General features: G+C 66.7%; 21 protein-coding genes. 13 read left to right on the top strand and 8 right to left on the bottom strand.

Translation table 11 applies throughout. The features are described from left to right. Positions 1–8: 8 nt before the first annotated feature. The 5 genes from QSJ34_RS14595 to QSJ34_RS14575 all read right to left on the bottom strand — a co-directional run bounded on the left by QSJ34_RS14595 (position 9) and on the right by QSJ34_RS14575 (position 4292). Positions 9–2009 (bottom strand): putative bifunctional diguanylate cyclase/phosphodiesterase, encoded by a 2001-nt coding sequence (locus QSJ34_RS14595; protein WP_285576549.1) that lies wholly within the window; start codon positions 2007–2009, stop codon positions 9–11. 204 nt (positions 2010–2213) lie between these two features. Further along, positions 2214–2480, bottom strand: a complete 267-nt coding sequence (gene rpsR / locus QSJ34_RS14590; RefSeq protein ID WP_285576547.1) for a 30S ribosomal protein S18 — start codon at positions 2478–2480, stop codon at positions 2214–2216. After that, complete coding sequence (gene rpsF / locus QSJ34_RS14585) at positions 2477–2866, bottom strand: 30S ribosomal protein S6 (protein WP_285576545.1); 390 nt, start codon at positions 2864–2866, stop codon at positions 2477–2479. Before rpsF ends, rpsR begins: the two co-directional genes overlap by 4 nt. 122 nt (positions 2867–2988) lie before the next feature. Beyond that, positions 2989–3558 (bottom strand): aminoacyl-tRNA hydrolase, encoded by a 570-nt coding sequence (gene pth, locus QSJ34_RS14580; RefSeq protein ID WP_285576542.1) that lies wholly within the window; start codon positions 3556–3558, stop codon positions 2989–2991. A 95-nt stretch (positions 3559–3653) separates the two neighbouring features. Then, complete coding sequence (locus QSJ34_RS14575) at positions 3654–4292, bottom strand: 50S ribosomal protein L25 (RefSeq protein WP_285576540.1); 639 nt, start codon at positions 4290–4292, stop codon at positions 3654–3656. Positions 4293–4507: 215 nt separating this feature from the next. Here QSJ34_RS14575 and ppk1 point away from each other — a divergent pair, with 215 nt between their 5' ends. From ppk1 to QSJ34_RS14555, 4 genes are all read left to right on the top strand, one after another. Continuing rightward, on the top strand, positions 4508–6640 hold the full coding sequence (gene ppk1 / locus QSJ34_RS14570) for a polyphosphate kinase 1 (RefSeq protein WP_285576538.1): 2133 nt from the start codon (positions 4508–4510) through the stop codon (positions 6638–6640). 135 nt (positions 6641–6775) lie between these two features. Beyond that, positions 6776–7693, top strand: a complete 918-nt coding sequence (locus tag QSJ34_RS14565; protein ID WP_285576536.1) for a phosphate/phosphite/phosphonate ABC transporter substrate-binding protein — start codon at positions 6776–6778, stop codon at positions 7691–7693. Continuing rightward, a complete protein-coding gene (locus QSJ34_RS14560) occupies positions 7690–10359 on the top strand; it encodes a PAS domain S-box protein (protein ID WP_285576534.1) in 2670 nt (889 codons plus the stop codon). Before QSJ34_RS14565 ends, QSJ34_RS14560 begins: the two co-directional genes overlap by 4 nt. 69 nt (positions 10360–10428) lie before the next feature. Further along, positions 10429–11463 carry an Mrp/NBP35 family ATP-binding protein gene (locus QSJ34_RS14555; protein ID WP_285576532.1) on the top strand — a complete coding sequence of 345 codons (1035 nt, stop codon included), beginning with the start codon at positions 10429–10431 and terminating at the stop codon, positions 11461–11463. Between the two features lie 137 nt (positions 11464–11600). On the opposite strand, the gene QSJ34_RS14550 is transcribed toward QSJ34_RS14555, so the two are convergent. Then, on the bottom strand, positions 11601–12608 hold the full coding sequence (locus QSJ34_RS14550; RefSeq protein ID WP_285576530.1) for a PstS family phosphate ABC transporter substrate-binding protein: 1008 nt from the start codon (positions 12606–12608) through the stop codon (positions 11601–11603). A 107-nt stretch (positions 12609–12715) separates the two neighbouring features. On the opposite strand from QSJ34_RS14550, the gene QSJ34_RS14545 reads away from it, so the two are divergent. Beyond that, on the top strand, positions 12716–13159 hold the full coding sequence (locus QSJ34_RS14545) for a PaaI family thioesterase (RefSeq protein WP_285576528.1): 444 nt from the start codon (positions 12716–12718) through the stop codon (positions 13157–13159). Between the two features lie 7 nt (positions 13160–13166). After that, the gene (locus QSJ34_RS14540) at positions 13167–14219 is read left to right on the top strand and encodes a potassium channel family protein (protein ID WP_285576526.1); all 1053 of its coding nucleotides are present in this window, start codon (positions 13167–13169) and stop codon (positions 14217–14219) included. Here the strand turns inward: QSJ34_RS14540 and QSJ34_RS14535 are convergent. Then, complete coding sequence (locus QSJ34_RS14535) at positions 14206–17292, bottom strand: patatin-like phospholipase family protein (RefSeq protein ID WP_285576525.1); 3087 nt, start codon at positions 17290–17292, stop codon at positions 14206–14208. The genes QSJ34_RS14540 and QSJ34_RS14535 overlap by 14 nt on opposite strands. Before the next feature lie 336 nt (positions 17293–17628). Then, complete coding sequence (locus QSJ34_RS14530; RefSeq protein ID WP_285576523.1) at positions 17629–19128, bottom strand: M20/M25/M40 family metallo-hydrolase; 1500 nt, start codon at positions 19126–19128, stop codon at positions 17629–17631. A 100-nt stretch (positions 19129–19228) separates the two neighbouring features. Here QSJ34_RS14530 and QSJ34_RS14525 point away from each other — a divergent pair, with 100 nt between their 5' ends. The 7 genes from QSJ34_RS14525 to QSJ34_RS14495 all read left to right on the top strand — a co-directional run bounded on the left by QSJ34_RS14525 (position 19229) and on the right by QSJ34_RS14495 (position 22854). Then, complete coding sequence (locus tag QSJ34_RS14525) at positions 19229–19612, top strand: ArsR/SmtB family transcription factor (RefSeq protein ID WP_285576520.1); 384 nt, start codon at positions 19229–19231, stop codon at positions 19610–19612. A 25-nt stretch (positions 19613–19637) separates the two neighbouring features. Then, positions 19638–19964, top strand: a complete 327-nt coding sequence (locus QSJ34_RS14520; RefSeq protein WP_285576519.1) for a hypothetical protein — start codon at positions 19638–19640, stop codon at positions 19962–19964. 9 nt (positions 19965–19973) lie between these two features. Then, positions 19974–21068: an ACR3 family arsenite efflux transporter gene (arsB, locus tag QSJ34_RS14515; protein ID WP_285576516.1), complete on the top strand. Its 1095-nt coding sequence runs from the start codon at positions 19974–19976 to the stop codon at positions 21066–21068. Between the two features lie 27 nt (positions 21069–21095). Beyond that, entirely contained in the window at positions 21096–21515 is a 420-nt protein-coding gene (locus QSJ34_RS14510) for a rhodanese-like domain-containing protein (RefSeq protein ID WP_285576514.1), read from the top strand. Further along, a complete protein-coding gene (locus QSJ34_RS14505) occupies positions 21512–21994 on the top strand; it encodes an arsinothricin resistance N-acetyltransferase ArsN1 family B (protein ID WP_285576511.1) in 483 nt (160 codons plus the stop codon). The genes QSJ34_RS14510 and QSJ34_RS14505 overlap by 4 nt, the downstream gene beginning before the upstream one ends. 9 nt (positions 21995–22003) lie before the next feature. Beyond that, on the top strand, positions 22004–22423 hold the full coding sequence (locus QSJ34_RS14500; protein ID WP_285576508.1) for an arsenate reductase ArsC: 420 nt from the start codon (positions 22004–22006) through the stop codon (positions 22421–22423). A 71-nt stretch (positions 22424–22494) separates the two neighbouring features. Continuing rightward, positions 22495–22854, top strand: coding sequence for an ArsR/SmtB family transcription factor (locus QSJ34_RS14495; RefSeq protein ID WP_285576505.1), 360 nt, complete (start codon positions 22495–22497; stop codon positions 22852–22854). The last annotated feature ends 13 nt before the right edge of the window (positions 22855–22867 follow it).

Here is a 22867-nt window from a genome sequence, read left to right as displayed (position 1 = left end):
GGCAGATCCTAGCTCTGCGGCCCGCAGAGCATGACCTCGGCTTCATGCGAGGGCATGGGTTTCCCGAACAGGTAGCCCTGGCCGATCTCGCAGCCCTTCCCGAGGAGGAAGGCCGCCTGCTCCTCGCCTTCGATGCCTTCGGCCACCACGAGCAGGTTCATGGTGTGCGCCAGCGCGACGATGGAGGCGGCGATCGCGGCGTCGTTGGCGTTGGTGGTGACTTCCCGGACGAAGGACTTGTCGATCTTGAGGGTGTGGATGGGGAACTGCCTGAGGGCGGCCAGGGAGCTGTAGCCCGTGCCGAAATCATCGATGGAAAGCCGGACGCCCATGTCCGCCAGCTCCCGCATCTTGCCGATGGCCACGTCGGCCTCGCGCATCACCATGCTTTCGGTGATCTCCAGCTCCAGGTGCTGTGCGGGTAGACCCGAGCGCGTCAGCCCGCTCGCGATGGAATCCACCAGATCGCCCTGCCAAAACTGGCGGCTGGAAAGGTTCACCGCCACGTGAAGCGGGGTGGTGTGGCGGTCCAGCCAGGCGCGCGCCTGCCGGCAGGCGGATTCCAGCACCCAGTCGCCCAGGAGGAGGATGAGGCCTGTCTCCTCGGCCAGGGGAATGAACTCGTCGGGGGGAACCAGCCCCAGCTCCGGGTGGCGCCAGCGCACGAGGGCCTCGAAGCCGATCACGGCGCGGGTGCGCAGATCGACCTGGGGCTGGAAGTGCAGCAGGAAATCCTGATTCTGGATGGATTTTCGCAGCGCGTTCTCCATCTCGAGATAGCGCAGCGTCTTGCTGTTCATGTCGGCGGAATAGAACTGATAGGTGTTCCGTCCCTTGCTCTTGCTGAAGTACATCGCGGTATCCGAGGCCTTCAGCAGATCCTCCACGGTCTCTCCGTCCGTCGGGAAGAAGCTGATCCCGATGCTGCAGGTGATGTGGAGGGAATAGCCCTGCAGGGCGATCTCCTGCGCCAGGGAGAAGAGCAACCGGTGCGTGATGGAGTGGATGTTCTCGGGGTGACTGAACTCCTCCAGGAGGATGATGAATTCATCGCCCCCCAGCCGCGCCACCGTGTCCGAATCCCGCAGGGTGGTGCGGAGCCGCTGGGCCACCTCCTTGAGGATCAGGTCGCCGACCTCGTGGCCGAGGGAATCGTTGATGTTCTTGAAGCGGTCCAGATCGAGGAAGAGCACGGCCCCACGCTGCCCGCTCCGTTTGCAGCGCGTGATGGCGCTCGCCAGGCGCTCCTTCAGCAGGGTGCGGTTCGGCAGCTCCGTGAGCGGATCGTAGAAGGCGAGGAAGCGGATTTCGTCTTCGTGCCGCTTCCTTTCGGTGACGTCCCGGAGGTAGACAGAAATCCCCCCGTCCAAGGGGAAGATGCTGACCTCGTGCCAGATCCCGAGCGACTCCGAGAACTGCTCGACGGATCGCTTCTCCTGGGATCTCATGGCCTCCTCGAAGGCCTGCTGGGTGTCCTGGGGGCCCTTCCACACTTCCTGGAAGCCTCTTCCGAGGAGTTCGGTCCGCCGCATCCGGAAATGATCCTCGGCCCTGTGGTTGACGTAGGTGAAGCGCCAATCCTTGTCCAAGGCGAAGAAGGCATCGCCGATGCTTTCCAGAATGCTTTCGGTCCGGACCTTCTCGAGGCGAAGGCGCCGCTCGAGGGTGGCGATCCGGAGGCACTTGTCGAGGGAGGCATCGAGCCGCTCGGCCGAGACCGGCTTCACGACGTAATCGACGATGCCGACGTCGACGGCCGAAAGGATCAGCTCCGCGTCGCCGAAGGAGGTCGTGATGATGATGTGCGTGGCGGGCGCCTCGGCCTTGATGGCGCGGGCCATGGCAATGCCGTCCATGACCGGCATCTGGATGTCCGTGATGACAAAGGCCGGGCCGTGCCGCCGGAAGAGGTCCAACCCCTCGGCGCCATCCTTCGCGGCCAGCACCCTGGCGAAGCGCTGCTCGAGGATGCGCAACAGCAGCGTGCGGGACGCGGCATCATCGTCCACGCAAAGCACGACCGCGGGGTCCTTGCCGGTGCTGGGAACGGTCAGGGGAGCCTCCCTTCGTGTATCCAGTCGCGATGAGGGTCAGACGGATGTGGGTGCCTGCTTTTCGACCCCGGGGGCCACGGAGTTGATTGTTGGCAGGATCAACAACACGAAGGCCGCCCGGAGGCGGCCTTCAACATTCGTCAGGGACGAAGAGAACGACTAGTCCGTGGCGAAAGGCAGCAGCGCGATGTTGCGCGCCCGCTTGATCGCTTCCACGAGCTCGCGCTGGTGGATGGCGCAGACACCGCTGGTGCGGCGGGGCAGCACCTTGCCGCGCTCGGGGGTGAAGGCCTGGAGGGTCTTCACGTCCTTGTAGTCGATCATGAGGGACTTCTCGACGCAGAACTTGCAGAACTTCGCGCGTCGTCCCCCAAAAGCCTTCTTCTTCTTGGGCTTGCCCTTCTTGGCATCGGCGCGGCGCTTCATCCCATCACCTCTTCAGCGGAACGTTCCTTGATTCCAGCCTGGGCCTTGCGCTTGGCCTCGCGCTCGATGCGCTGCTTGGTGCGGCCGGCGGCCTTCTCGGCCTCGTCCATGCGCACGCTCAGGTACTTGATCACGGCGTCGTTGTTGCGGAAGCGACGCTCGAGCTCGTGGATGAGATCGGGGCCGGCGTTCATTTCGAAGAGCGTGTAGTAGCCTTCGCTGAACTTCTGGACTTCGTAGGCCAGCTTCTTGCGGCCCCACTTGTCGGTCTTGAGCAGTTCGCCACCCTGCTCGGCAATGATCCCCTCGAACTGCTTGACGAGCTCATCGCTCTGCTCGTCGGTCAGCGTGGGGGAGGCGATGAAGATGGTCTCGTATCGACGCATCATTCCTCCTTGTGGATGTGAAGCCCCCTATGGTTCCAGGGAGCAAGGAAGAGCCCTCCAACGGAGGACGCGAACGGATAGTTTCGCGCGAAAAGCCAGGAAGATCAACGGAAAGTCTGCGTTCATGCGCCCCAGAACTCCGCCGGGTTCACCTGGTTCGCCAGGGTGCCCAGGTCCTCGGTGGCGCCCAGCAGCTCGAGGAAGCGGGCGAAGGGCTTGTCCAGGGCGTCGATGCGCTCCCACTCGGGATCGGTCCAGGGCTCCAGCACGAAGTCCACCAGGGGCCGCTGGAAGGGGCCGATGCCGAGCCGCAGCCGGGCGACGTCCTGGGTATCCAGGCAGCCGAATACCGAGCGCAGGCCGTTGTGGCCGCCGTCCGAGCCATCCAGGCGGAAGCGGCCCAGGCCCAGGGGCAGGTCCTTGTCGTCGTAGAGCAGCACCATGCGCCGGGGGTAGAGGCCCGCCGCCGCGGCCTGGGCGCAGGCCTCGCCCGACAGGTTCATGTACGTGCTGGGCACGAGGGCCTGCAGGTGCTCCGACAGCGGGTAGAGCGAGCCCGAGGGGAAGCGCTTCCTGGGGGCGGGCGCGAGGTTCCGGTCCGCCATCCAGCGCTGGAGCAGGAGGCGGCCCAGGTTGTGGCGGGTGTCCTGGTATTCAGGGCCGGGATTCCCGAGGGGTACGAGCGTCCACATGGATTCAGTCCCATGCGCGCGAGCTTCGCTCGCGCGATAACGACAAACGCGGCCGAAGCCGCGTTTGTCGCACAGATGCAATCAAGACCAAGGAACTACTTCTTCTCGTCTTTCTTGCCCTTCTTGACCACTTCGGGCTCGGCGGCGGGAGTGGCGGCAGCCTCTTCCTCGGCGGCCTTGCCGCGCACGGAGCAGACGACCTGGTGAGCATCGCCGGTGAAGACGACGTTGGGGGCCAGGGACAGCTGCTCGAAGCGGACGCTGTCACCCACGGCCAGGTTGGTGATGTCCACGTCGATGTGGCTGGGGATGATGCTGGGCAGGCATTCGACCTCGATCTCGCGGTGGGCGAAGTCAAGCACGCCACCCTGGCTCTTCACGCCGACGGATGTGCCGTTCAGGCGGACGGGAACCTTGACGCGGACCTTGAGGGTCATGTCCACGCGCATGAAGTCGACGTGGCGCAGGCGGCTGGTGATGGGATCGCGCTGCAGGTCCTTGATGATGACGTGGCGCTTGATGTCGGTGCCTTCACGCTGCAGGAACATCACGGAGTTCATGCCGGTGTCGCTGGCGAGCACGCGCGCCACGGCCTTGGGGCTGATGGCGATGGCGACGGGGGGCTCATTGAGGCCGTAGACGACGGCGGGGATCATGCCGCTCTTCTTGAGCTCGCGGATGGCGGCCTTGCCGAAGGCGTCGCGCTTGGGGACGATCAGGACTTCCTGGGACATTTCTTCCTCCTACCTGGCAGCGCCTCTTGGGCGGCTGCCCTCTCGTTGGGATGGGTCCGGGCGGACCGCTCGGGGCCTCCCGGTGGAGGGCCGAACCATCGATTCTGCCCGAAAAAGCCTCGAAAACAAAGGAAGTTCTTCGGGTCTGACAATCCATCGCCTGTACCATCAGTCTGTTACACGTGGGCATTAAGCTCTTAGCCCAGAGGTCACCCGTGTTCCATCCCATCCCCCGTCCCGAGGAGCTGCTCAACCGCGAGTTGAGCTGGCTGGATTTCAATGCCCGGGTGATGGAGGAGGCCGAGGATGCCACCGTGCCCCTGCTGGAGCGGGTGAAGTTCCTCAGCATCGTCTCCAACAACTGGGACGAGTTCTTCATGGTGCGGGTGGCGGGCATCTGGCGGCAGATCGATGCCGGCATCACCCAGCCCGGCCCCGACGGCCTGACGCCCCGCCAGCTGCTGGAGCGGGTCTCTTCCCGCATCCACACCTATTCCGCGCGGCAGCACGAACTGTTCCACGCGATCCTGGAACCCCAGCTGGAAGCCGCCGGCATCAGCATCCTGGATCCGAAGCGTCTGGACGAGGCCCAGCGCGCCTTTACCCTGGACTACTTCGAACAGAGCCTGCTGCCCCTCATCACGCCCCTGGCCGTGGACACGGGCCATCCCTTCCCCCGCCTGGGCAACCGCGCCCTGGTGCTGGTGGTGGAACTGGAGCCCGACGAGGACCAGCTGGACGGCGACCTGCCCGCCTCGGAGCTCTCCTTCATCCACGTCCCCACGGGCCTCGCCTCGCGCTTCCTGCGGGTGCCCTCGGCGCCCGGCACGCACGCCTTCGTCATGCTCGAGGACGTGGTTCGGCACCACCTGTCACGGCTCTTCCTCGGCTACACCGTGAGGAGCTGCCACGCCATCCGCGTCACCCGGGATTCCGACCTGCCGGTGGAAGAGGATCCTTCCGAGGATCTGCTAAAGACCGTGGAGGAGAGCCTGCGCGACCGTCGCCGCGGCGCCGTCGTCCGCCTGCAGTACGAACACGGCCTCTCTTCCGCCGTGCTGGACATGCTCATCGAGGAGATGGAACTGAGCCCCGAGGACCTCTACCCCTGCCAGGGGCTCACGGCCTTCTCGGACCTCATGCAGCTCTACGGCCACCTGGACCTGCCCCATCTCAAGGACACGCCGCTGCCGCCCCTGCCCGTGCCCCAGCTCGATCAGGTCGGCAACATCTTCGACGCCATCTCCCGCAACGACATCCTGCTGAACCACCCCTACCAGAGCTTCGACGACAGCGTCGTGCGCTTCGTGCGCGAGGCGGCGGAGGATCCGAAGGTCCTCGCCATCAAGATGACGCTCTACCGCGTGACGGCCAGCAGCCCCGTGGCCGCGGCCCTGGAGCGCGCCGCGGAGCGCGGCAAGCAGGTGGCGGCCATCGTGGAGCTGCGGGCCCGCTTCGACGAGGCCGCCAACATCGCCTGGGCCCGGCGCCTCGAAAAGACCGGCGTGCACGTGGTCTACGGCCTGCCCAACCACAAGATCCACTGCAAGGCCTGTCTCGTCGTTCGCCAGGAGGCGGCGGGCATCAAGCGCTACTGCCACTTCGGCACGGGCAACTACAACGAGCGCACGAGCCGCCTCTATTCGGACATCGGCCTGCTCACGGCCCGGCCCGAATTCGGCGAGGACCTCTCGAACCTCTTCAACATGCTCACGGGCTACACGCGGCCGCCCCGTTTCCACCGGATCCTTCTCGCGCCCCAGCACATGAAGAAGGCCCTGAAGGAGCGCATCGCCCGCGAGATCGGCCACGCCCGGGCGGGCCGACCCGCCCGCATGGTGCTCAAGATGAACGCGCTGGTGGATCCCCAGCTCATCCAGATGCTCTACGAGGCCGGCCGCGAAGGCGTGAAGGTCGATCTCATCGTGCGCGGCACCTGCTGCCTGAGGCCCGGCGTGCCCGGGCTTTCCGAAAACATCCGCGCCCTTTCCATCCTCGACCGCTTTCTCGAGCATGCGCGGATCTACCACTTCGCCAACGACGGCGATCCCGAAACTCTGCTGTCCAGCGCCGACCTCATGCCGCGCAACCTCGACCGCCGCGTGGAGCTGGCCTTCCCGCTGGTGGATCCGCTTTTGGCGGCCCAGGTCATGGAAATGGTCGAGCTGCAGCTGCACGACACTCTGAAGGGCCGTGTGTTGGGGCCCGACGGCGGGGTGCTCCGCCGCGGCCTCGATCCGCAGGACCCGCCCCTGCGCAGCCAGCTGCGCATCTACGAGCACACCCTGCTGGCCAGCGGCGTGGGTTCCCTGACCCAGAAGCTGGGGCCCCTGGATTCCGACATCTGAGCGGGTTTTCCGCGCCAGGTGAGGATGAATCCAGAACTCATAATCGGCCGCAGACAAAGATAGGGGGCCGTTTTCGTGGTGTCGGTGCAGGTCGAGAAGTACCTTGCAGGGGTCGACTCATGAAAGAGGTCGGGGTTGAGAATTCACGCACCATGGCTGGGCTCCCTGACCGGGCTGCTGGTCGGGCTGGCGGTGGCCTGTGGCCGCGGGGGCGGGCGAGAGGAAGGACCGGCCTATGTCCGCAGGCCCGTGCAGGAATTCGTGTTCGCGGTGCATCCGCTTCACAATCCTGAGCGCCTGGCCGCCGTCTACGGCCCGATCATCGACCGTCTGAACGCGCAGAACCCAGGGCTAACCTTCCGGTTCGAGGCCTCCCATGACTACGCCGCCTTCGAGCGGAAGCTGGCCGAGCGCCGGGTTCACTTCGCCCTGCCCAATCCCTACCAGACGCTGCGCTGCCGCGCCCAGGGGTACCGGATCTTCGGGAAGATGGGCGACGATGATCATTTCCGGGGCATCCTGCTCGTCCGCCGGGACAGCGGCATCCAGGCCATCGAAGACCTGAGGGGCCGGAGCATCAGCTATCCGGCGCCGACGGCCCTCGCCGCCACGATGATGCCCCAGTACTTCCTGCAGACCCGCGGACTGGACGTGGCGCGGGAGACGAAGAGCCTGTACGTCCGGACCCAGGAATCCGTGATCATGAACGTCTACCTCAAGCTCACGGACGCGGGCGCCACCTGGCCCGTGCCGTGGATGGCCTTCTGCAAGGATCATCCGGAGGAGGCCAAGGCGCTGGTGGTGCGCTGGCAGACCGAGAGTCTGCCCAACAACGGCCTGGTGGTTCGGGATGATGTGCCCGAGCCGGTGTTGCATCGGGTCGAGCAGGTGCTGTTCTCCCTGCACGAGGATGCGGAAGGGCGACAGGCGTTGGCGCGCATCCCCCTCTCCCGTTTCGAGCCCGCCACAGATCGCACCTACGCGCCGGTCCAGACCTTCCTGAAACAGTTCGAAGCGCGGGTGCACCCGCTGAACATGGAGGAGCGCCCGTGAGCTGGATCGGACGACACCTTCAGCCGCTGCTCCGTCTCGGGCCTCGGTCCTTCCGTCATCGGCTGCTCGCCGGCATGCTCCTGTCCATCGGCTCGGTGATGCTCGTGTTCATCTCCCACGCCGTGTTTACCCAGCGGCGGGACCTGCTGCAGCAGAGCGAGGTCAACGCACGTTCCCTGGCGCGGACGTTGGCCGTCAGCGCCATCTCCGAAACCCTCGAACGGGATGTGCAGGGCATGAGGGAGCTGCTCGATTCCGTCTCCCAGGTTCCCGAGCTCCGCTACGCCATGATCCTGTCGCTCGACGGGCGGATCCTCGCGCACACGGAACGCTCGCGGGCGGGCGAGTTCGTCGTGGATGATGCGGGCCGACGCTGGCTGGCGAGTTCGCGCCAGACCGCCACCCTGGCGCGCACGGATCGCCTCATCGACGTGGCCGCGCCCATTCTTGCCGAGGGTCGGCCCGTGGGCTGGGTGCGGGTGGGCCTCGGCCAGGAGGCCGTCGCGGCCAGCCTGCGGACCCTCATGCGGGATGGGGCCCTGTTCACCCTTCTGGCCCTGGGGCTCGGGGCCCTGGCCTCGCATTTGATCTCCAGACGCCTCGCCCGGGGCCTCGAACGGCTCGTCTCCCTCGCCCGGGAGGCGGATCCGGAGACCAAGCCCGCGCCCCCCGCGGCGCCGGGATTGGACGAGCTGGGCGAGTTGGGTCAGGCCTTCGACCGGCTCACTCAGGAGCTGGACCTGCGGGTCCGCGACCTGTGCCTCCAGGAGCGCTTTCTCCACGATATGATGGAGCACCTGCCCGTGATCGCGCTGGTGCACGGCGCCGACGGCACCGTCGAGTTCGGCAATCCCGCCGCCCGGGGGCTCTTCGGCCTGGCGCCGAAGCAGATCCTCGGGAAATCCTTTCCCGAACTGACGGGCCCCCTCTTCCGGGAAGATGGGCAGCTCATTCCGGTCGAAGACCAGCCCCTGGCCTGCGTCCTGCGTCAGCGGGCGGCCATCCACGGCAGCATGATCGGCTTCCGGAGGGGCGGCGTCGATCCGATGCGGTGGTTCCTCCTGAACGCCTTTCCCGAACTGGACGCAGCCGGCGGCGTCCATCGGATCCTGGTGGCGATGATCGACATCAGCGAGCGCCAGCAGGCGAAGAACCAGCTGCGGAAGGCCCTCGATGAACTGGAGGACCTCTACCAGAACGCCCCCTGCGGGTACCACTCGCTGGGGCCGGATGGCACCATCCTCCGCATCAACGACACGGAGCTGCGATGGCTCGGCTATGCCCGCGAGGAGCTCGTGGGCAAGGTGGTGTTCCTTGATCTGATCGCGCCGTCGAGCCGCCACGTGTTCCAGGAGAATTTCGCGGCTTTCAAGGCACGGGGCTGGGTGAACGACCTCGAATTCGACATGCAGCGCAAGGACGGCACCCTGTTCTCGGTGCTTCTGAGCGCCACGGCCATCAACGCTCCGGACGGCACGTACCTCTACAGCCGGTCGAGCCTCACCGACGTCACCGAGCGCACGAAGGCCGAGCAGGAGCGGCGCCGCCTGGAGACGGAGGTCCACCACTTCCAGCGCCTGGACAGCCTCGGGAACCTGGCGGGCGGCGTGGCCCACGACATGAACAACATCCTGGCCGTCATCCTGAACCTCGTTGAACTCCAGTCGGCGCGGCTGGCGGAGGACGCCCCGGAACGCCGCGAATGCGAGACCATCAAGAAGGCCTGCACCCACGGCGCCGAGCTCGTGCGCCGCCTCACCCAGTTCGCGCGCAAGCAGATGGAGCAGCCCGAGCCCCTGGATCTGAATGCCCTGGTGCGCGATGAGAAGGACACTCTGGAGCGGACGACGCTCAAGAAGGCCGAGTGGGTGCTGGATCTGGAGGACCCGCTGCCCACGGTGATGGGACAGGCCTCCGAGATCGGCAACGCGATCATCAACATCTGCATCAACGCGCTGGACGCCATGCCGCGCGGGGGGCGCATCACGCTGCGCACCCGCGCCCTCGCCACCGGAGGCGTGCGCCTGAGCATCGAGGACAACGGCACGGGCATGGCGCCCGAGGTGCTGGCCCGGGCGCTGGATCCCTTCTTCACGACCAAGCCCGTGGGCAAGGGGACGGGCCTGGGCCTGGCCACGGTCTACGGCACCATAAAGGCCCACGGCGGCACGGTGGATCTGCAGAGCCAGGTGGGCGTGGGAACGACCGTGCATCTGTCCTTCCCGCCGGTGCGGGGCGAGGCCGGGGAGGTCCACGCGGCGGCGGATGGCGCGGAGGCGCTGCCGCCGATCCGCGTGCTCCTCGTGGACGACAATGACCTCCTCCGGCTGACGGTTCCGGCACTCCTGGAGGGGCTGGGCCTGACGGTGGAAGCCGTGGAGGGCGGGCTGCAGGCGCTGGAACGCCTGGGTTCGGATCCGCCGGTGGACCTGGTGATCCTGGACCAGAACATGCCAGGCCTCACGGGCACGGAAACCCTTCGGCGCCTTCGGATCACCCACCCGGACCTGCCGGTGCTCCTGTCCAGCGGCTACCAGGGGGAGGACGCGGGAACCGCGGTGCCCCTGGCGCGGGTGGGGGTGCTGGAGAAGCCCTACACCCTCGCGGCCCTGCGTCGCGCCATCGCGGCCCTGACCGCCTCGACGAAGACGACCGCCTCGACGTGAATGGGCCTCGGCCCATCCTTGTCTCGACCTCCATCGGCCCCATGTCAAACTGGGGGGCTGGAGACACGCATGACCAAGATCAGCCGCGCCGCCCTGTTCGAAGCCCTGAATGCCTATACCGTGCCCGGGACCAACGCCAGCCTCGCCACCCTCAAGGCCGTGAAGGGCATCGATGTGACCGAGGGCAAGGTGACGGTCCTGCTGCAGCTCATGGAGTCCTACCGAGATCGCGTTGCCGCCATGAAGGAGGCCCTGGAGGCGCTCATCCTCCAGCAGCCGGGCGTCGCCTCGGCCGAGGTGGAGATCGGCTGGGAGAAGACCGCCCAGGTGGAGTTCAAGAACCTCATCCCCGGCATCAAGCGCTGCGTGGTGGTGGGATCCGGCAAGGGCGGCGTCGGCAAGAGCACGGTCACGGTGAATCTGGCCGTGGCCATGGCCCAGCAGGGCCTGAAGGTGGGCCTGCTGGATTCGGACATCTACGGCCCCTCGATCCCCATGATGCTGGGCCTGAAGGATTCGCCGCTGGCCACGCCGGACGGCCAGATCCTGCCCCTCGAGAAGTTCGGCATCAAGGTCATGTCCATGGGGGTGCTCATCGAGGAGGACCGCCCCGTCATCTGGCGCGGCGCCATGCTCAACAAGGCCCTCCAGCAGTTCCTGAAGGACGTGGCCTGGGGTGACCTCGACGTGCTGCTCATCGACCTGCCGCCGGGTACCGGCGACGTGCAGCTCACGCTCATCCAGAACGCCCAGGTGGACGGAGCGGTCATCGTCAGCACGCCCCAGGACGTGGCCTTCCTTGACGCCAAAAAAGCCATCGGCATGTTCGGCACCGTGAAGGTGCCCGTGCTCGGCATCATCGAGAACATGAGCAGCTTCATCTGCCCGAGCTGCGGCGAGGAGACCCAGATCTTCGGCCATGGCGGCGTGAAGGCCGCGGCCATCCGCATGGAGATCCCCTTCCTCGGCGAAGTGCCCATCGACCTCGCCATCCGCGAGGGCGGCGACAGCGGCAAGCCCTTCGTGGCCGAGCACCCGGACAGCATCCAGACCAAGGTGTTCCAGGGCATGGCCGAAGAGCTCAAGGGCGTGCTCAAGCTCTAAAAGCCTGGAACCGCGAATGACGCGAATGGGCGCGAAAAAACGAAAATGACTTACAAGGCAAAGGCCGCGCAACGTCGCGGCCTTTGCCTTGATTCTATTCGCGCGCCCGGGAGGGCGTTTCGCGCCTTTCGCGGTTTTCAGTTGAGCTTGCCGACGCTCATGGCGGCGAAGTCGCCGGGGACGGGGACGGCGCCGAAGCTGGACACACCGGCCTGGCCTTCCTTCGAAAGCACGAAGCGGAGGAATTCCTTCACGGTCGGATCCAGGGCCTTGCCCGGGGCCTTGTTCACGTAGATGTAGAGGAAGCGCGTCAGCGGGTACGTGCCCTTCTGGATCGTCTCCAGGGTGGGCTCGATGAAGCGGTCGCTCTTGAAGGAGGCCACGGGCACGCCCTTCACCATGCGGTTGGCGTACTGCAGCGGGCCGTAGCTGATGCCGCCGCCATCCACCGCCGGAGCCTCGACCACGGCGAACTGGTCCATCAGGGCCTTCACCGCGGGCTTGAAGTCACCCTTCTTCATCACGTGCTCCTTGAAGAAGGCGCGCGTGCCCGAGTTCTCGTCGCGGCCGTAGGCCTGGATGTCGCGCTGCTTCCAGTCACCGCCGAGGCCCAGGTCGCCCCAGGTGAGCAGGTCGTTCTTCGCGCCGCCCTTGCGGGTGGTGGAGAAGATGGCGTCGATCTCCTCCATGCGCAGCTGCTTGATGGGGTTGTTGGCGTTGACGTAGACCACCAGCGCATCCACGGCCACGGGAATGCGGGTGGGGGCGTAGCCAAACTTGGCCTGGAAGGCCGCCTGCTCCTGCTCGGTCATCTCGCGGCTCATCTGGCCCATGATGGCGCTGCCTTCGATGAGCGCCTTGGGCGCCGTGGCCGAGCCCTTGCAAACGAAGAGCGTGTTGACGCGCGGGTGGAACTTCTTGAAGTCCTCGCCCCAGAGGGCCATCAGGGGTTCCATGGAATCCGAGCCGATGCTCTTGAGTTCGCCGGACACGGGACGTTCCGCCGCATAGGCCGGGAGCGCCACCTCCTTCTCCTTGGCCGCGGGCGCCGGTGCCGCGGCCTGCTTGGTCGGCACCGCCTCGGGGGTCTGGCAGGCCAGGCCGAGGATCAGCAGGGAAGCCGGAACGAGCACGCGCAGGGACATGGTGGAACCTCCAGTCCCGATTGCCTCACGGGAGCGTGACGCCACCGTGAAGGGCCGGATCCATCGCTGTGACACCCATCGCGACTGTGCTGCGGCTATGCTGAACCATGGCCAAGCCGCAGATCCCAGAGACCCTCGCTCCGGATCTTCTGGAGCGCCTGCGCGCGCGCTTCCATCCCTGGGAGCTCATCAAGGACTGGGGCCTCACCATTGAATCGGCCACGCCGGGCGCGGCCACCATGCGCCTCATGCCGACGAAGGCCGTCATCAACGGATCGCGCGGCACGGTGAACGGCGGCGTGTTGGCCACCATGGCGGACATGGTAGGGGCCCTGGCGCTGAGCACGGCCTTCGATGGCGCCATGCCCTTCGCCACCTCGGACCTGCACATCAGGTACCTGGAGCCCGCGAAGGGCGAGGTGATCGGCGAAGCCAAGGTGATCCGCTTCTCGGGCCGCGGTGCCATCCTCGAATGCCGGCTCAGCTGCGGCGATCACCTCGTGGCCATCTGCACGGCGAACTTCGCCATCAAGCACGGCATCGGCGGCTGATGTGCGGGTGAACGTCCCCTTTCCGCAGGTTCGCGATCACCACACGGACGGACCCCTGCAGCGCCTGCGCTACGCCCTGGCCCTGCTGGCGGCGGTCATCCTGGCGGGGGCTATCGGCTACCACCTGCTATCGAAGCTGAACGCGCTCGACAGCTTCTACATGGCCATCACGACGCTGTTCACGGTGGGCTTCCGCGAGCTGGGCGAGGTGAACGCCCGCACGAAAATCTTCACGATCTTCTACCTCATCATCGGCCTGGGTGTGGCCACCTACGCCATTTCGAACCTCACGGCCCTGCTCCTCGAGGGCGACCTCCGGGGCTATCTCATGGAGCGCCGCATGCAGAAGCGCCTGGACGACCTCAAGGATCACGTCATCGTCTGCGGCTTCGGGAAGATGGGCTTCCAGGCCGCCTGGGAGCTGAAGAAGGCCGGCGTATCCTTCGTCATCATCGAGCAGGACGACACCAAGGGCCGCAGCCCGCGATTCGCCGGCGAGCTGATCCTCTACGGCAATGCCATGGACGAACTGATGCTCGAGCGCGCCGGCATCCGCCGAGCCAAGGGCCTCATCACGGCGCTGACGACGGACGCGGACAACGTGCTGGTGACCCTCACGGTCAAGCAAATCCGCCCCGACCTGCCCGTCGTCGCCCGCAGCGCCAAGCTGGGCACCGAGCGCCAGCTGAGGGCCGCCGGGGCCGACCACATCGTGAGTCCCTACGAGATCGGCGGGCGCCGCATGGCGGGTCTGCTGCTCAATCCGGAGATGATGAACTTCTTCGACATCGTCGTGCAGCAGGAGCAGCTGGAACTGGGCCTGGAACGCATCACCATCGCCAAGGGCAGCATCCTCGTCGGGCAGACCCTGCGCGAGGCGCGCCTGCGCCACGCCACCGGCGCCCTCCTCGTGGGCCTCGTGCATCCGGGCGCCGTGCTGCGCTTCAATCCGTCAGGCGACGAGCAGTTCCAGGCGGGCGACGAACTGCTCATCATGGGGCCCTCGGAGGCCCTGGCCACCCTCAGCGGCCTCGCGCGGGGCGGGGCTAGCAGCCGCTAGGGCTTGACGCCTCGAGGCCGTGGGCATGTTTGGAGGCCTGGGCCTCCTTGCCGGGCGGATGGCACGTGGGGCCCAGGTTCCAGAAGGGGCCCGGGGTCCAGGAACTCGAATCCTCCTCCCGGCCCACGCCCAGCACGTGGAGACCGATGAATTCACCCAGGCGTCGGTAGCTTTCCCACTGGGCTTCATCGAAGAACTGGTCCCCCGTGGTTTCGTGGGGGAAGGCGGCGTGGGTTTCGTGGTAGCGGATGACGTCCAACGGCAGATCCGCGTCCTTCCGTAGTGTGGGCTTGATGTACAGCATCCAGGCGCCGTCGGCGTGGCAGGTCTCCCGCTGAACCTTTTCCCAGGCTCCGAGGGCCGGGCCGGGCAGCGGGGTGTCGTATCGGATGCGCGCCAAGGCGGCATGGACCTTGGAAACGTCCTTCTGGTCGGACTGGAAGACACCTTCTTTCTCTTTCCCGCGGCGCAGATGTTCGAGGGGGCCGATGCAGGACCAGCCTTCCATCGCGGGGTTCTCCTTCAGCTGATCCAGTTCTCCGGAATCGAGGAAGCTGATCTCGGCACCAAAATCGGTGCGGGCTTTGCGGACCAGGTTGTTCAGGTCTTCGAATGCGTAGTCGGGGTCGGCGCTGGCATCCACCACGATGATCAAGGGGATGCGCCGGCGGATGAGTTCGTAGGCTCCGAGGTTTTCGAAGTGGCCGCCATCGCTGAGGTACCACTTCTGGCGCGAGGTGCCGGGGAAGTGGGCGGCGAATTCATCGAGGAGGTGGCACTGGACCGGGAAGAGGAGCCTGGGAATCGTGGACCAGCGCAAGCGCCAGATCTCGCCTTCCCGATTGCCGGCGCCCACGCCGCTGTCCCACCAGTACCCCAGCCGCACGTTGAAGACGCCGCAGAGGAGGCTGAGCCCGGGGCTCGTCCGCATGCCCATGCCCGTGCTGGCCGCGGCTCCGGAGATGCTCATCCAGCGTCCCATGGTGAGGATTTCCGGGCTGAAGCAACCTTCCTTCACGTGGAACACGCCGAAGGCACCTTCGGGGCGCTCGTCCAGGCCGGCATCGGCGTGGTGGCGGAGCTGAATGGCATGGTGATTCACGCCCACGCTGTAGGATGCCGGACCCACCGCCAGACCCAGGCCATGGCGGTCCCGCTGATTCACGTCCGATTCACCACCGAACGTCTCGTTCAAGCACACATTGACCAGGTGCAGGGGCCCGCCGGCGGTGTGCGGCGCGTAGCCCGTGCAATCGGGAAGACCCTCATGGAAGATGTCATCGCCCGCGACCACGAAACCGGGGTTTCTGCGCTCGGCATGCCGGACCCAGTTGGAAGCGCCCAGATAGGCCCGCGTGAGCATCGAGGAGTAGTAGGGCCCAAGCGAGGAGAGGTTGAGGAATTCGTAGGTGTGGCCCACGGCCAGGCTCAACAGCAGGACGATGACAAAGGCGACCGTCAGGGGAGCCGGAAGCATGCGGTCGACGGTGGGTTGGGATTCTGTCGGCTCTGGATTGGGAACGGGCTGAGGAGCGGGAACGAGCTGAGGCGCCTCGACGGGAGGGCCGGCAGGCTTTCGTAATTTGGGATGGAGGGAGATGGCTTTGTGGCTCTCCTTGGCTTCGGGGGTGGGCAGCCGCTGGTGGGTTTCTTCCGGCTTGATCAGGGGGGACTTCCAGCCCCAGGCGATGCCTTTCTCCGTGAAGGCCACGGCCAGGAGGAGGACGGTGGCCAGCAGGATGGCCCCCAGGCCGGCCACGAGGCCCCAGGGCACGGATGGCGTGCGGTCCTTCGGAAGGATCCGCTTCTCCATGAACTCGACGATGGGTCGGCCCTTGGCGATGAGGAAGGCCAGGGGCGCGGCCAGCATGGCGATCCACTGCCCGCCGAGATCCACCAGGGCACGCCACATCCCGTGGCTCGCACGCTCGGCTTCGATGGCGACGGCCGCGTAGGCGCTCTGTGCCAAGGAATCCAAGCTCGCGGCGTAGAGGCCCAGCAGCGTGGCCAGGAGGCCGAGCCTCAGCCATTCCGACAGGCGGCGACGCGGCCCGAGAATGAGGTCCTCATCGGGCTCCTTATCCCTGGCGTTCCGCCAGAGCGCCAGTCCCGTGGCGGCGCCGAAATAACCCAGGGTGAGGAGGGATGTGGCGGTCACCACGCTGCAGACGAGCCGCGTGTTTCCGCCGAAGAGCGCGGCGAGGTTCGAGGTGAGCCATGGGTGACCAGGCGCCATGGCGAGGGCGCCCAGGAGCCCGATCCCCGTCATCGTGAGCAGGGGCGGCCAGCCTGGATGCTGGACCTTCCAGCGGTGCACCAGCCAGTAGGCCCACCCTGTGGGAACCACCCAAATCAGGAAGATGAGGGCAGGAAACAGGAACCAGGGGCTCCACCAGAAGGCCCCCGTGATCACGCTTCCGGCCGCGAGCCTCTGGACCGTGGCGGGAAGCCGGCTCGCGGACAGGTCCAAGGAAATCCTGAACAGGTCCATGCCCAGGAACACCATCAGGGCGAAGAGGCCCAGCACCAGCTGCAGCGCGGCGAAGTTGCGGAGGGTGACGCCGCCTGCCAGCAGCGCGTCGCCCGAGCCGCCGGGCGTGAGGTAGCGGCCATTTTCTCGCAGGAAACGGATGGGCATGTCCCGGGTCCGCAGGAGCTGTTTCTGGACGAGATCCGGGCTGTTCCAGCGCGTCACGGGGGCCTTCTTGGCGTCGGGATGGCGCGATTGGTAGAGGGCGCCCAGGAAGGTGCCCACATAGCCGCCCCCGCTCACGGTCGAAAGGTAGTCCACCCGCGGAATCTGTCCCAGGCGGGCCAGGGCCTGCAGGATGCCCAGGGAGAAGGTCGCACTGCGGATGCCCCCGCCGGAGAGGGCCAGTCCCACGCGGGGAAGGGCCTTGCACTCCGCCTTGGACAGATCGGGAAAGGCCAGGCGGCGGCGCTTCACGAGCAGCCGAGCTTCCCTGAGGCGAAGCCGGGCCGGGAAGGCCCCCCAACCGGCGGAGGTGTAGCAGGCCGGGGAGGCGGAGACTTTCACCAGGCGCCTTGGCTGATGCGGCTGTTGGCTAGCCATGGGATCCTCCGTGGATCAACGGGGTGTTGGCCTCTCGAGGGGTGGGCGGGCCGACGACCCTTCGGCAGGTACAGAAGGGCTTCTTTCGCCCTGACGAGCGTCGGGGGAAACGTGGTTTTCACCGCAGGCCCACGGGTTCGGCCGGCGAAGGAAACCCAACGATCTGAAATTGGTAAAAGAATGCACGGTATTCCGTGAATGCCGGAATCATAGCCGCGTCAACGCCAGATATTCAAATGCTCTGAATGGTTTTTCTCTGCCTCCGAATCACCTCGGCCGAGCCGCGCCTCTGCGGAGCGGTTCCGTGAGAGGCTCAGCACCGCATGAGCGTTGGTGTCAGTGCGCGGTCTGGGGCGCTTCCGCGGCCGGGCGGGCGGGGCGCGGCACGACGCCATGGGGCAGGCGGGCCTCCATGTTCGCCAGCTCCCAGGCCGTGGCGGCCATGGCCTGGGCGCCCTGCACGAGCTGGTCGGGCTGCAGGTGGTCGGCGTAGTCCATCTGGCTGTGGTGGGTGCCTTCGAAGTAGTCCACGGGATCCTGGATGGCGGCGAAGGCGGGCACGCCGGCGCGGTCGAAGGGCGCGTGATCCGTGCTGTTCATGACGCGCAGCGATAGCTCGCGCACGCCCAGATCGTTGGCGGGGGCGATGGCCTGGGCCATGAGGCCGCGGGCGTTTTCGCGGGCCTGCAGATCGAAACCCCGCACCATGCCGGTGCCCATGTCGTGGACGAGCACGGCCTGGATGGCATCCAGTTCGGCCTTGTGGGCTTCGACGTAGGCGCGCGAACCGAGGAGGCCCTCCTCCTCACCGCTGAAGAGCACGACGCGGATCGTGCGCTTGGGCTTCAGGCCCGTGGCCTGGAAGGCGCGGAGCACCTCCAGGCAGACGGAGCTGCCGGTGGCGTTGTCCGTGGCGCCGGTGCCGAGATCCCAACTGTCCAGGTGGGCGCCGACCACGACGATCTCATCGGGCCTTTCGCTGCCGCGGATCTCGCCGATCACGTTGGTGGCCTGGACGGGCTTGGCCGAAAACGCACCGCCCAGGTTGAGCTCGAGCCGCACGGGCTCCTTGGCCGCCACCTGGCGCAGCAGCATCTTGTAGGGCTCCTGGGGTACGGTGGCCGAAGGAAGGGCGGGCTTCTTGGGATCGCGGCCCGGACCGCTGGTGGTGAAACTCAGGCCGTTTTTCCGGGGTGACATGGAGAGGACGGCCAGGGCGCCCTCCTCGAGCAGGAACTGGGTCATGGCGTCCCGCTCCGCCTGGAAGGCCAGCATGTCGCCGCCATTGCGCCGGGGCATGGGCGGGCGCTTGTCGAAGGGGTTCGAACGCAGCAGGATCTTGCCCTTGAGCTGCCCATGGTAGGCCTTCAGTTCGTCGAGGTTGCGGGCGTCCACGAGCATCAGCTCGCCCTGCAGGGGACCGCGGGTGCCGGGGGTCCAGGCCTGCTGATCCACGCGGAAGCGGAGGCCGTTCTGGGTGAGCAGGCGCGCGGAATCCACGCCGCGGCTCCAGGCCAGGCCGAACTCGTAGGCCTCCTCGTGCACCTGCTCGGCGCCGAGCTTCTTCATCTCCGCCATGGCCCAGCGCTGGGCGGCGCGCAGCTGCTCGGAGCCCGTGAGGCGAGGCCCGATCTGATCCGTGAGGTACTCCACGTAGGCCACCAGCTCGGCGTGCTCCTTGATCTCCTTCATGAGCCGGCCGGCGGGTGTGTCGGGATAGCTGGCCAGCAGGGGCACCGGCGAGGGGGCCGGGGCCGGCGTGATCCGGCCAGGGGCCTGGGCCTGGAGAGCCAGGCTCGCGGCGACCACGAGCAGGGCGGAGGGGAACCGCGGCATGGGAACTCCTGGGAGGGGTGCCCCTAGCTAACATCACATTTTGAGGTATGACAAGGATCTGGATTTGGCGTAACCTGGAATTGTTTCGGAAAAGTGCGAAATGACGACGGACACCCTCCGCCCCCTCGTGGGCACCCTCAAGGCCCTGGCCCACCCTGTGCGCCTGCGCATCCTCGCGCTGCTGCGTGACGGCGAGCTCTGTGTCTGCGAAGTGGCCGAAGTGCTAGGCCTGGCGCCCTCCACGGTCTCGGAACACCTCACGGGCCTGCGCCGCACGGGCCTCGTCCGCGAGTGGAAGGTGGGACGCTGGGTGCACGTGGCCCTCGCCGAAGAAGCCGCCGCCCGCCCCGTGCTGGAGGCCCTCTGGCCCCTCATGGCCGCCGCCCGGGAGGAACTGGCCCGGGATCGCGCCCAGGCGCGCGCCCTCCGCTGCGAGACCTGCGATCCCGACGGCTGCCCCGCGCCGAGATCCAAACCCGCTTAATTCTTCACTGTCCCAAGGAGCCTTCATGACCACCCAGACCGATCCCCAGCTCGAGACCGGCCTCAGCGAAATCACCCTCAACCTCATCGCCCTGGGCGCGGCCATCGGCTCCAACGCCGAGCGCGCCTTCCGCGCCCACCAGTCGCGCCTGGAAGCCCTCGGCGTCTCCAAGGAGACCATGATCGAGGCCGTGAACATGGCCTTGCGCGTGAAGGGCGACCCCCACTCGATCATGATGGCGCTCGCGGAATCCACGCTCACCGAGGGCGGCGGATGCTGCGGCGGCGGATGTGCCTGCGAGGATGCCGGGGGGCAGAAGGGCGACTGCGGCGAAGACTGCGACTGCCACTAGGAGGCTGCGATGTCCACGGGCCGGCTGTCCTTCCTCGATCGCTACCTCACCCTGTGGATCTTTCTGGCCATGGCGGCGGGCATCCTCATGGGCCGTTTCGCGCCGGGCTTCAACACGGCCCTCAACGCCTGGAACGTGGGAACGACCAGCGTGCCCCTGGCCATCGGCCTCATCGTGATGATGTATCCGCCCCTGGCCAAGGTGCGCTACGAGGAACTGCACCTGGTCTTCGAGAACCGCCGGGTGCTGGGGCTGTCGCTGCTGCAGAACTGGATCATCGGGCCCCTGCTGATGACGGGCCTCGCCATCCTCTTCCTGCGCGACCGACCCGAGCTCATGGTGGGCCTCATCCTCATCGGTCTGGCCCGCTGCATCGCCATGGTCATCGTGTGGAACGACCTGGCCAAGGGCGATACCGAATACTGCGCGGGCCTCGTCGCCTTCAATTCGATCTTCCAGGTGCTCTTCTTCAGCGTCTACGCCTGGCTCTTCATCACCGTGCTGCCACCCAGGCTGGGCCTGCAGGGCGCGCGGGTGGACATCACCATCGGCCAGATCGCCACCAGCGTCTTCATCTACCTGGGGATTCCCTTCATTGCGGGCTACCTCACGCGGAAGCTGCTGGGTGGCATCAAGGGGCTCGACTGGTACCACCGCGTCTTCGTGCCGAAGATCAGCCCCATCACGCTTATCGCGCTGCTCTTCACCATCGTCGCCATGTTCAGCCTTCAGGGCCGCCAGATCCTCGCGCGACCGACCGACGTGCTGCGCGTGGCCCTGCCGCTGCTCATCTACTTCCTCGTGATGTTCCTGCTGAGCTTCTGGCTGTCGAAAAAGGCCGGTGCCAATTATCCGCAGAGCGCGACGCTGAGCTTCACGGCGGCCAGCAACAACTTCGAACTGGCCATCGCCGTGGCCGTGGCCACCTTCGGCCTGGGCCACGGCGCGGCCTTCGCCGCCGTCATCGGTCCCCTCGTGGAAGTGCCGGTGCTCATCAGCCTGGTGAACGTGGCGCTCTGGCTGAAGAAGCGCTGGTATCCAGGCGAGGGGGGCGACGTGTCGGCCGTCACCTGCTGTCCCACCGTGGATCCCAACCGGAGGTGAGTCGTGGATGTCTTCGAGGGAAGGGGGATGCTGATCCAGGGACTGCGCTTCCTCTCCCCGAAGGAGGCCCTCGAAACCCTTCGCGAAGGCGCCGTGCTGCTGGATCTGCGCTCGAATGAGCTCATGGAGATGAAGGCCTTCCAGGTGCCGGAGACCGTGCACGTGCCCCACCGGGATCTGGAGGAATTGTGGTCTCACCTTCCAGCGGATCGGCCCCTGCTGCTGGCCGATAGTTCGGGGGTCTACCTTCGCGAGGCCGCGCACCTGCTGCTGGCGCACGGCTTCACCCAGATCGCCTGCCTGAACGGGGGCATGCTCGCCTGGGACCAGGCGGGGCTGCCCGTGGCCACGGACGCCGAGGCTCTCCTGCATGGGGAATGCCCCTGCGTCCTGAGGCCCCGCAAGAAGCGTCCGTCCGACGAACCCGCCCACCGAGGAACGCCATGATCCGCCCCGTGACGCTCGAGGACGCCCCGGCCCTGGCCGACATCTACAACCCCTACATCCGCGACACGACCATCACCTTCGAGGAGGTTCCGGTCACGGCCGCCGACATGGCCGCGCGCATCACCCAGGTGACCGAGACCTATCCCTGGCTCGTCTGGGAGGAAGGGGGCCGCGTGCTGGGCTACACCTACAGCTCCGTCTGGCGCAGCCGTGCGGCCTACCGCCACTCGACGGAGACGGCCATCTACTTCGCCATGGGGCAGGGCGGCCAGGGCCGCGGCACGGCGCTCTACCAGGCCCTCCTGGAGGAGCTTCGTCGTCGCGGCTTCCACCTGGTCCTGGGCGGCCTGGCCCTGCCCAACGAGGCCAGCGTGCGGCTCCACGAGAAGCTCGGCTTCCGGAAATCCGGCCACATGCGGGAGGCCGGACGGAAATTTGATCGGTGGATCGACGTGGGCTTCTGGGAACTGCTGCTCTGAGGTGAGACCGTGGCATCGATTCTGTTCCTGTGCGTCGCCAACAGCGCCCGCTCCCAGCTGGGCGAGGGCTTGGCGCGCCGGCTCTTCCCGGGCTTCCGCATCCAGAGCGCCGGCAGCCGCCCCAGCCGCGTGAATCCCTATGCGATTGAAGCTCTGGCCGAGCTGGGCATCGACGCCTCCACCCATCAGTCCAAGTCCGTGGCCGACATCGACCCCGCCACCGTGGATCTCGTGATCACGCTGTGCGCGGAAGAAGTCTGCCCCGCCTTCCTGGGCCGGGCCGAACGGCTGCACTGGCCCATCCCCGATCCGGCCAGTGAGGATCCCGCGCTGACGCCCGAGGATCTGAGGGCCCGGTTCCGTGGGGCCCGCGACGAGGTCCGTTCTCGCCTCGAGGGCCTGGGGCAGCAGCGGGGCTGGCTTTCATGAATTTCGAAAAAAATCGAAATTAGATCTTGCACACTATTTCGACAATTCTAGAATTAACTCAGGAGGAAGCCATGACCCGGCGCGTGGAACAGGCGGCAGAGCAGCTGAAGGCCCTCGGGCATCCGGTGCGTCTGTCCGTCCTGCGCCGCGTGGTGCAGGGCCCCGAGGCGGGGACGCCCGCCGGGGAGCTGCAGTCGCGCCTCGACATCCCGGCCTCCACCCTCAGCCACCACCTGGCCACGCTTTCGGAGGCGGGTCTCGTCGTGGTGGCGCGGGAGGGCACGACGCTGCGGTACCGCGCGGACTTCGGCACGCTGCGGGCCCTCACCGAATACCTCTGGCAGGACTGCTGCTCCGGCGGCGCCGAGTCCAAATCGGAAACCAAATCCGGCACCAAGCTCAAGCCTTCGCCCTGCTGCGGCAGGGACTGACCTCACATCCTCC

This window comes from Geothrix limicola, assembly GCF_030268085.1.
Classification (GTDB): Bacteria; Acidobacteriota; Holophagae; order Holophagales; family Holophagaceae; genus Geothrix; species Geothrix limicola.
The sequence above is the reverse complement of the archived record's forward strand: the minus strand, read 5'-3'. Positions and strand labels throughout refer to the sequence as shown.